General features: G+C 69.8%; 10 protein-coding genes and 3 pseudogenes. 6 read left to right on the top strand and 7 right to left on the bottom strand.

All coding sequences use genetic code 11. The features are described 5' to 3' along the window. Window positions 1-619: pseudogene (locus tag AB0F10_RS42535) on the bottom strand (hypothetical protein); the annotation flags it as partial. A 51-nt stretch (window positions 620-670) separates the two neighbouring features. On the opposite strand from AB0F10_RS42535, the gene AB0F10_RS42530 reads away from it, so the two are divergent. From AB0F10_RS42530 to AB0F10_RS42520, 3 genes are all read left to right on the top strand, one after another. Beyond that, entirely contained in the window at window positions 671-1,384 is a 714-nt protein-coding gene (locus AB0F10_RS42530; RefSeq protein WP_360639407.1) for a GAF and ANTAR domain-containing protein, read from the top strand. A 224-nt stretch (window positions 1,385-1,608) separates the two neighbouring features. Continuing rightward, window positions 1,609-2,022, top strand: coding sequence for an STAS domain-containing protein (locus tag AB0F10_RS42525; RefSeq protein ID WP_360639404.1), 414 nt, complete (start codon window positions 1,609-1,611; stop codon window positions 2,020-2,022). 13 nt (window positions 2,023-2,035) lie between these two features. Beyond that, entirely contained in the window at window positions 2,036-2,755 is a 720-nt protein-coding gene (locus AB0F10_RS42520) for a GAF domain-containing protein (RefSeq protein ID WP_360639401.1), read from the top strand. Here the strand turns inward: AB0F10_RS42520 and AB0F10_RS42515 are convergent. Then, a pseudogene (locus tag AB0F10_RS42515) lies at window positions 2,687-3,202 on the bottom strand (nucleoside hydrolase); the annotation flags it as partial. The gene AB0F10_RS42520 and the pseudogene AB0F10_RS42515 sit on opposite strands and share 69 nt — an antisense overlap. Before the next feature lie 89 nt (window positions 3,203-3,291). Continuing rightward, window positions 3,292-3,429 (bottom strand): annotated as a pseudogene (locus AB0F10_RS42510) (hypothetical protein); the annotation flags it as partial. On the opposite strand from AB0F10_RS42510, the gene AB0F10_RS42505 reads away from it, so the two are divergent. Continuing rightward, the gene (locus AB0F10_RS42505) at window positions 3,409-3,903 is read left to right on the top strand and encodes a hypothetical protein (protein WP_360639398.1); all 495 of its coding nucleotides are present in this window, start codon (window positions 3,409-3,411) and stop codon (window positions 3,901-3,903) included. The pseudogene AB0F10_RS42510 and the gene AB0F10_RS42505 overlap by 21 nt on opposite strands. 70 nt (window positions 3,904-3,973) lie before the next feature. Here the strand turns inward: AB0F10_RS42505 and AB0F10_RS42500 are convergent, their stop codons facing one another. From AB0F10_RS42500 to AB0F10_RS42490, 3 genes are all read right to left on the bottom strand, one after another. After that, on the bottom strand, window positions 3,974-5,608 hold the full coding sequence (locus AB0F10_RS42500; protein ID WP_360639395.1) for a DNA polymerase ligase N-terminal domain-containing protein: 1,635 nt from the start codon (window positions 5,606-5,608) through the stop codon (window positions 3,974-3,976). Window positions 5,609-5,846: 238 nt separating this feature from the next. Then, complete coding sequence (locus tag AB0F10_RS42495; protein WP_360639392.1) at window positions 5,847-6,011, bottom strand: hypothetical protein; 165 nt, start codon at window positions 6,009-6,011, stop codon at window positions 5,847-5,849. 253 nt (window positions 6,012-6,264) lie between these two features. Then, window positions 6,265-6,471: a hypothetical protein gene (locus tag AB0F10_RS42490; protein WP_360639389.1), complete on the bottom strand. Its 207-nt coding sequence runs from the start codon at window positions 6,469-6,471 to the stop codon at window positions 6,265-6,267. Here AB0F10_RS42490 and AB0F10_RS42485 point away from each other — a divergent pair. Beyond that, on the top strand, window positions 6,461-7,060 hold the full coding sequence (locus AB0F10_RS42485) for a hypothetical protein (protein ID WP_360639386.1): 600 nt from the start codon (window positions 6,461-6,463) through the stop codon (window positions 7,058-7,060). The genes AB0F10_RS42490 and AB0F10_RS42485 overlap by 11 nt on opposite strands. A 104-nt stretch (window positions 7,061-7,164) precedes the next feature. On the opposite strand, the gene AB0F10_RS42480 is transcribed toward AB0F10_RS42485, so the two are convergent. Continuing rightward, a complete protein-coding gene (locus AB0F10_RS42480; RefSeq protein WP_360639383.1) occupies window positions 7,165-7,395 on the bottom strand; it encodes a hypothetical protein in 231 nt (76 codons plus the stop codon). Between the two features lie 194 nt (window positions 7,396-7,589). Here AB0F10_RS42480 and AB0F10_RS42475 point away from each other — a divergent pair, with 194 nt between their 5' ends. Further along, window positions 7,590-7,946, top strand: a complete 357-nt coding sequence (locus tag AB0F10_RS42475; protein WP_360639380.1) for a DUF2795 domain-containing protein — start codon at window positions 7,590-7,592, stop codon at window positions 7,944-7,946. Window positions 7,947-8,001: the final 55 nt, after the last annotated feature.

The following is an 8,001-nucleotide window of genomic DNA, read 5'->3' as shown; positions in this document are numbered from 1 at the left end:
GCCGCGCCGCCAGGAACGTCAACTTCGCCTCCTCCACCCCGGACAGCATGCCCAGGCGGATCCCGGTGGCCGACTCCACCGCGTCGAGCACCTCCGCGCGGTTCGGTGCGTCCCGGACCGCGGCCGTGGCGTACGCGAAGAGCTGATCGACATCGGCCCGGCTGACCTCCTTCGCGGCCGCGGCCACCGCGGCGACGACGCGGCCCAGGCCTTCCGCCGTGATCGTGCCGTCCCGCCGGACGGTCTCGGCCAGAAAGGTCCGCCGTTTCCACGAGTGCGCCACCATCGGCAGGTCACCCCGGTGGCCCACGTTCGTGTCCGCAACCACCATGTTGACGGCGTTCGACCCGACATCGAGAACTGACAGACGCATGTTTCCGCATACCCCCGGACCGGCAGAACTCACCTCGGCCGTCGAAATCGCCGACACGGCCGGTCCGGCCGTCAGGCCCTTCACACCGCCTCGCCGCACCAGCACTTCGCCAAACGACCCCGTCGCCCGGGTCGCGATATACTGAGTGCCTGTGGTTTGGTGCCTTCCCTGGGTGCCGATGAGAAATTGCGTCAAAAAGCGGCGCGGGTCCCGACTCCAGCTGGAGTTCTGCAGTGATCCGCGCACCGCCCCTCCGTGACCGGGCCGGGGATGCGCCCTAAAGACGGACGTGTGCTCATGACGCAGCTCCAGCCCATGGACCCGAACGAGGCGTTCGCCGAGCTCGGCCGCATCCGACTCGCCGACGTCGACGTCGACGCACTGCTGGACAAGATCGCCCAGCTGGCGAAACGCACGATCCCGGGTGCCGACGAGGTCAGCGTGACCCTGCTGCACGGGAACGTCGCACAGACGGCCGCGTTCACCGGCGATCTCGCACTGCAGCTCGACGAGGTGCAGTACGAACACGGCTACGGCCCCTGTCTGGACGCGGCCGCCGCCACCGCCGTGCTGTCCGTGCCGGACACCGGCAGCGAGGACCGGTGGCCCGACTGGAGCCGCGCCGCCAAGGAAGCCGGCGCCGGTAGTTCCCTGTCGATCGGCCTGCCGGTGCACGAGCGGGTCACCGGCGCGTTGAACATCTACGCCACCGAACCGCAGGCCTTCGACGAGGACGCGGTCACCCTCGCGCAGACGTTCGCCGGCTACGCCGCCGTCGCGCTGGCCAACTCCCACCTGTACGAGACGCAGGCGACGCTGGCCGTGCACATGCAGAAGGCGATGGAGAACCGGGCCATCATCGAACAGGCCAAGGGCATCATCATGGGCGACCGGCGCTGCACCGCCGAGGAAGCATTCGCCATCCTCAGCCGCTTGTCGCAGGACACCAACCGCAAACTGCGCGACGTCGCCAACGCCCTGGTCACCAGGGCATCGGAACCCCCTGAGTGACCGAGGCGGCAACCTTTGCACCAGGGAAAATATTACCCCGCGCCTACGGGAGGACGTTGGCCGGTTCGGCGTTAGACTGGCGGTCAAGGGTCGAACAGTGCGCCCTCGTTCTCTGTTGTCAGAGTGGACGGGGAGCATCTTTGTCCTATTCGCAGCATTTTTCCTCTGCGCCGATGGCCGGGCCGGCCAGCGATCACTCGGACGTTCCCGACCGAGGGGCATCGTTGCAGGCCACGGGCACGGTGACCGGTGCCGACGGCACGGTCCTGGCCACCATCTCGCGCCACACCGAGCGCACCGGCGGCCCGGGCGACGCGCCGCTGGTCGTCGTTGATGTGGCCGGAGACATCGACGCGGACACCGCCCCACTGCTGGAACTCGCCTTGACCGATGCCATCAGCCGGAACTGTCAGGTGTGCTGCGATCTGAGCCGGGTGGAGTTCCTCGGCGCGGCCGGGATCAACACGATCCTCGCCGCGCTGCACATCGCCGACGGCACCGGCTGCGCCGTCACCGTTCGCGGTGTCCACGGGATCAGCGCCCGCGTCTTCCGGATCACCGGGCTGGACGCCGTTCTGGCATCCCGAGGCATGAACGCGCCGACGGCGGGTACCTCAGCCATCCGCGACACGGGGTGAGGGGATCCATGGGATGACGCAACAGCGGCCGACACCACCCCTCACACAGCGCAGAGGCCCGTTGAGAGACAGACTCGTCACTCTCGCCGCCACCCCCGACGACCACTCCAGCATCGAAGACGACCTGATCACGATCGCCCAACTGAGCGCGCAACTCATAGCCGCGGCCAGCTACGCATCGGTAACCGCCCGGCAGGAAGACGCCTACACCACGGTCGCGGCCAGCGATGACATCGCCGTCGCCGTCGATCAGGCGCAGTACGCCGACCAGACCGGCCCCTGCCTTGACGCCCTCGAGACCGCAAGGCCGCTGTCCGTGCCCGACATCACCGCGACGATGCGCTGGCCCGGCTTCCGCGACACCGCCCACCGCCTCGGACTACACGCCTCGCTGTCCATCCCCCTGTTCGCCGGGCGCGGACAAGCGATCGCCGCCCTCAATCTCTACGGCCATGACTCCACCACGATGGCCGCTTTGACCGCCGCGGTCCTGGCCACCTACGACGGAGACGGGCTCACCAGCCCCGATCTGGATCCCGGCGGGGCCGAACTGGTCAACGGGCTGACCATCGCGTTCGCCGTCCGGGCGATCATCCAGCAAGCCATCGGCATCATCATCGCCGAGCAACACGGCACCCCCGACCGCGCCTACGCCACCCTGCGGCTACGCGCCATTGACACCGGGAACTCCCTGATCGACACCGCAAACGCGGTCCTCACCGAACAACAATGAACCCCACGACTTGCGTGCATCCTCCCGCGATCTCCGCCGCGTCTTGTACGCCGTCCGCAGGTAGTCGATCCAGGCGTGCGCGCACTCGCCTGCGTACGAGGCGAACGGCCGCCCGGTCGCGTGAAGCCGGTCGGGTTCCGCGCGGTTCAGCTGGACCTGCAGCGTGACGTCGAGACCGATGAAGCGCAGCGGGGCACCGCTGTTGAGCACGATCGCGGTCGCCTCCGGGTCTACCCAGACGTTGAACTCTCCCGGCATGGACAGCGCCGTGGTGGTCCGCAGGAAGACGCCGCCCATGACGAGGATCTGCTTGACCGCTGCGGTGAGCGCCGGCTCGAGGGCCATCGCCACGGCGTCGTTGGTGAGCGGGCCGATCGCCACCAGGGTGATCTCCCCCGGGTTGGCCATGACGTGTTCGATGATCGCGGTGGCGGCCCGGCCCGGTGCCGGCTTGTGGTGGGCAGCCGCTCCCGCACGCCGGCGACCCGGTCCCGCGCGGGATGGTCATGCACCGGCCGCAGCAACGGCGTGCGAGCGCCTTTGACCACCGGGATGTCCGATCTCCCGAGCCGCTGCAACAGGTCCAGGGCGAGCAGCGTCGAGGTGTCCACGTCGGTGTTGCCGTTGACCGTGGTGACCAGCTCAAGCCTCTGGTGGGGGAGATCGACTGCCAACCGGATCAGCGACCAGCTTCCCGTCTGTGCGGTCGCGGCTCCACCAAGATGCCCGCCTACCTGCTGCCGTCGCTGATGGCCGCCCGCGCCGAGGGTCGGCCGACAAAGCTGCTGACCCTGGCCGTTGCTGGATGGTGCCGCTACCTGCAGGGCCACGACGTGAGCGGCAACCCCATCGAGATCAAGGATTCCCGCAAGGACATCCTGCAATCCCTCGCCGTCGCCAAAGGCGCCGACCCCCGGCCCCTGCTCGGCGAACGCGACATCTTCGGCGACCTCGGTGACGACCCCGAATTCGTCCGGACGCTGGAATCGGCGATCCGTGACATCGAGGAGTACGGCCCCGCGGCGACCATCGCGGAATACCTCTCGATCGAGCTGCTCCGCGGATCGCACCCGGCGCAAGGCCGCGTCCGGAACGCGAGCCGACCCACGCGCCCGTCACTCCCCGCCGACAACAGATCACAGGCATGACCGGCCGGGAGCCGGGGTACGCCCCAAGTACCTCCTCGCCCTGCCGGAGGACGTGGCGCGCAACGGCTGCTCAGTCCAGCCGTGGCAGGCGCTGAGGATGATCGAGCACGGCGTCGAACAGGTCGCCGTGCGTGTCCAGGCGCGGCAGGACCGTACGGATGGTGAAGCCGTCGGGCCGCAGCCCGGGATCATCGAGTTCCGCCCAGGTGATCGGCGCGGACACCGGCGCGCCCGCCGCCGGCCGCGGGCTGTACGGCGCGACCAGGGTCTTGTTCACGGCGTTCTGGGTGTAGTCCAGGCGGGCCAGGCCACCCCGGTCACTCTTCTGCCATTTCCAGCTCACCAGTTCCGGCACGACGGCGCCGACCGTGCGGGACAGCCGCTCGACCCAGGCCCGCGTCTCGTCAAAGCTGGGACCGGGAGCGATCGGCACCCAGATCTGGATGCCGCGGCGCCCGGTGACCTTCGGCCGGGCGGTCACGCCGAGATGCTCGAACGCGGTGCGGTGCAGCCGGGCCAGGGTCAGCAGGTCGTCCCAGCTCGTCGCACTGCCCGGATCAAGATCAATCAGCGCGTACGTCGGCAGGTGCGGCGCGCCCGTCGTCGAGGTCCAGGCGTGCCACTCCAGGCCGCCGAAGTTCGCCGCCCAGATCAGCGCCGCCGGCTCGTCGACCACTAGGTAGGTACGGGTTTCGCCGGGGTCGGCGTCCGGGTTGTCCCAGCGGGGCAGCCACCGCGGCGCGTGCTCCGGCAGTTCCTTGTGCCAGAAGCCCTTGCTGCCCGCGCCGTCCGGGTACCGATGCAGGTTGATCGCCCGGCCGGCCAGGTAAGGCAGCGCCACGGGGGCGATTCGCGCGGTGTAACGCAGCAGGTCTCGTTTGGTGACCGGTTCCTCGCCGGGCCGGGCCGGAAAGAGCACCTTGTCGAGGTTCGTGACCCGAAGCTCACGTCCGAAGACCGCCCAGGAACCGCCGGCCGGAAGCGCATCGAGCGCGGCCAGATCGCCGGCGTCCGCCGGCGCGACCGGCGCGGGCTTGAGGGACACGGAGGCCCGGCTTGCGGGTACGCCGGAGCGCCATAACCGGTCCGGGTCGGCCTTGACCTGATCATTGGTGCGACCGGTCAGCACCGACTGCGGATGATCCTCGGCATCCCAGCCCGGCACCGCATACTCGTCGTGCTTGTGCAGCAGAAGCCAGTCCTCCTTACCGGAGCGCCCGGCCCTGGTCCGGACCAGCACGAACCGGCCGCGCAACTTCTCGCCGTACAGGTCCAGGTGCAGCTCACCCGCGGCGACCGCGGCGGCCGGGTCGGTCGTGTCCCGTACCCGGTGGGCATGCGGTGTCCAGGTGCCGGCGTCCCAGACGATCACGTCACCGCCGCCGTACTCCCCGGCCGGGATGACGCCCTCGAAGTCGACGTACTCCAGCGGATGGTCCTCCACGTGGAACGCCGCCCGGCGCACCCCCGCATCCAGGGTCGGGCCCTTCGGCACCGCCCAGCTGACCAGGACACCGTCGATCTCCAGCCGGAAGTCGTAATGCAGTCGGCGCGCCCGGTGCCGCTGCACCACAAAGCGCCGGACCGGTGCGGCACCCGCTGCGGCGGTGGAGCCCGCAGGCTCCGGCGTCCGGCCGAAGTCGCGCTTGTGCCGGTAGGAGGCCAGCCGTTGCGTCGGCGAGGCAGTCGTCCCAGACCTTTGCACGTGGTCGGGATACCCCGTGAGCGGCGCCTGATGCGCGTGGCACGCGATCCTGAGGTCAGCTACGTGCAACCTCCAGCGCCAACCGGATGGTCACTTGATTCGAGGTCTGCCGAGCCACCCCCAAAACAGGCCTCGCCACTGACTGCACACCTCCCGCCGGTCCTCCTCCGCGCCCTTCTGCGGGGTCGGCTTCTCGGCGGATTTTCCATCAAACTACCGGTTCCAGCGGGCCGGTCGGTCAGCGCTCCTTGTCGTCCTGAGCACGCGCCTTCTCTTGTTCTGCCCGCGCGGCCGGGTCGGACGGCTCGCTCGGCGGCGTGCGGCTCGCGTCGACATCGGTCGGGGTGACCGGCACTCCGGCACCGTCCTCGGCCGCTCCGTGTTCGATCTTGCTCTCGGTCATGGCGCCTCCTCGATGGGGAGAGACCCGTCTACCCGGAGGACCGCCGGCCAAACGGGTGCGGAGAATGACAGGAATGATCGGCATGCGGCCGGCGCGCGTACGGTGACCATGACTGAGCGAAATCCGGCCCTCTACGTCGCACCGTGGACGCGATGACGTCGCAGGTCGGGCGCCCGCTCATCACTTGCCACCCCTGGGGGGTGTCCTCCTCACCGCGCTCCTTGTGCGTGTGGGGTCGTTTCCGCTCAGCGGTTCACCGGCGGCCCGACCGGACGACGGCGGCCGTCACGCCGGCGGCGCCCGTGGCGACAGCCAGGGTGGCCCCGCATCGTGCCGCCAGCAGACCTGGACCGGTCAGGCCGACACGTTCGGCGTTCAGCCACTGGAACAGCGGCCAGTGCCACAGGTAGATGCCGTACGAGATTCGCCCGAGCCAGACCAGGAGGGCGATGGCCAGCAACCGCGCCGTCGGCGAGCGGGGGGCACAACACGGCGTGGGCGAGGATGGCGACGACGGCAAGCGCCGCGGCGGCGAGGCCGCCGGGGTACAGCCACGGATCGGCGCCGTCGGCGTTGACCCACAGCCAGCCGGTAACACCGGCGCCGGCGCCGGCGAACCCACCGAGCAGCCGGCCGGTCATCGGCCCGGACGGCGCCGCCGTCTCGGCGAAGTAGCCGCCGCCGCGACTCATCATCCGCCAGTTGGCGACATAGGCGATCGCGGCCAGGACATCCAGGCGCAGGGCCGGCAGCTCCTCGGCGGGCAACGTCCAGCGGCCTACGACCACCACAACGCCGAGGAGGAGCAGCAACGCCGGCAGCAACCGGCGCGCCCGGCGCGCCCGGCGCGCCCGGCGCGCCCAGAAGGCCGGCAGATCGATGCGCCCGGACCGCTGATGTTCAGCAAGCAACAGGGAGGTGATCAGGAAACCGAAGAGCCCGAAGAACGCTTCCACACCGAGGAAACCACCGCCGAAGGCGCCGACACCACCGTGAACAGCAGGACCGCGGCGACGGACAGGGCTCGGACACCATCCAGAGCCGGATGATAGGACAACGATCGCGACGATCCAGCCACGACCGCGACTGCCCCGTTCGGCAGGTTCTACACCACCCGGACGCCGGCCGCCTCGCCTGCTCGCCGAACGGGCGGTCAATCGGGTCGGTACTCGTCGGTGTCACCGGAGACCGCATCCGCGTCGTATCCGGCCCGGCCCTCGACCGGCGTCGACCCGCCGTCGTCCTCATCGGGTGCGAGGTCGTCCCCACCGTTCGGTGCCGTGGTCAAGGACTCGCCCGGCGGTCGCAGCGAGGCGGCGAAGGCCGGCGTGCCGTCGGGTTCATCCGTGCCGGTGCGGTCGTAGCGAGCGCTTTCCTCGGTCATGCGCTCGACGTTCCCGAACGGGCAGGAAACAAACAGGACTCCGGCCCCGCGCCGATGACCGCGGCGCCGCCGGGTATCCGTGGTCCGCGCCGGGTCGGGGCCGCCATACACCCGGGCCTCGCCGGCCGCCGAAACAGCCGTTTACCGGTCATTCAGCGGGGAAACCAGGGTGCCTCAGCCAGGAAGGAAGTGCCATGGAACGAGGCAACAGCAAGCACAGTCCGCGCGTCGACGAGCAGATGCGTCAGGAAGTCCTGGGCACGGTCCAGGGTATCGCCGGTGGCCGGGCCGAAGAGTGGAAGATGGCCGAGCCGGCGGGCGAGGACCAGCCGGAGTCTACGCGGACGCTGGAGGCGGAGTCGGCGAACGCCCTCAGCCGCTTCGGACGCTACATCGGCATGTCGGCCATGCCGGGTGACCGCGACGCCCTGCGACGCAGCGCGGAGACGCTCGACGCGCCCGACGACGTGCTGGCGGACCTGGACACCCTCCCGGACGGCGTCACCTTCCACACCGTCACCGAGATCTGGGCCGTGCCCAGGACTTCCTGACGCATCTGCTCGTCGACGCGCGGACTGTGCTTGCTGTTGCCTCGTTCCATGGCAC

It is taken from the genome of Actinoplanes sp. NPDC026623 (assembly GCF_040638275.1).
GTDB lineage: Bacteria > Actinomycetota > Actinomycetes > Mycobacteriales > Micromonosporaceae > Actinoplanes.
The sequence above is the reverse complement of the archived record's forward strand: the minus strand, read 5'-3'. Positions and strand labels throughout refer to the sequence as shown.

Excerpts from the sequence above, each read along its gene's own strand:
- AB0F10_RS42495 (WP_360639392.1), bottom strand. The coding sequence starts at position 6,011 with ATGACCGAGAGCAAGATCGAACACGGAGCGGCCGAGGACGGTGCCGGA.
- AB0F10_RS42520 (WP_360639401.1), top strand. The coding sequence starts at position 2,036 with ATGACGCAACAGCGGCCGACACCACCCCTCACACAGCGCAGAGGCCCG.
- AB0F10_RS42530 (WP_360639407.1), top strand. The coding sequence starts at position 671 with ATGACGCAGCTCCAGCCCATGGACCCGAACGAGGCGTTCGCCGAGCTC.
- AB0F10_RS42480 (WP_360639383.1), bottom strand. The coding sequence starts at position 7,395 with ATGACCGAGGAAAGCGCTCGCTACGACCGCACCGGCACGGATGAACCC.
- AB0F10_RS42485 (WP_360639386.1), top strand. The coding sequence starts at position 6,461 with ATGGCCAGCAACCGCGCCGTCGGCGAGCGGGGGGCACAACACGGCGTG.
- AB0F10_RS42475 (WP_360639380.1), top strand. The coding sequence starts at position 7,590 with ATGGAACGAGGCAACAGCAAGCACAGTCCGCGCGTCGACGAGCAGATG.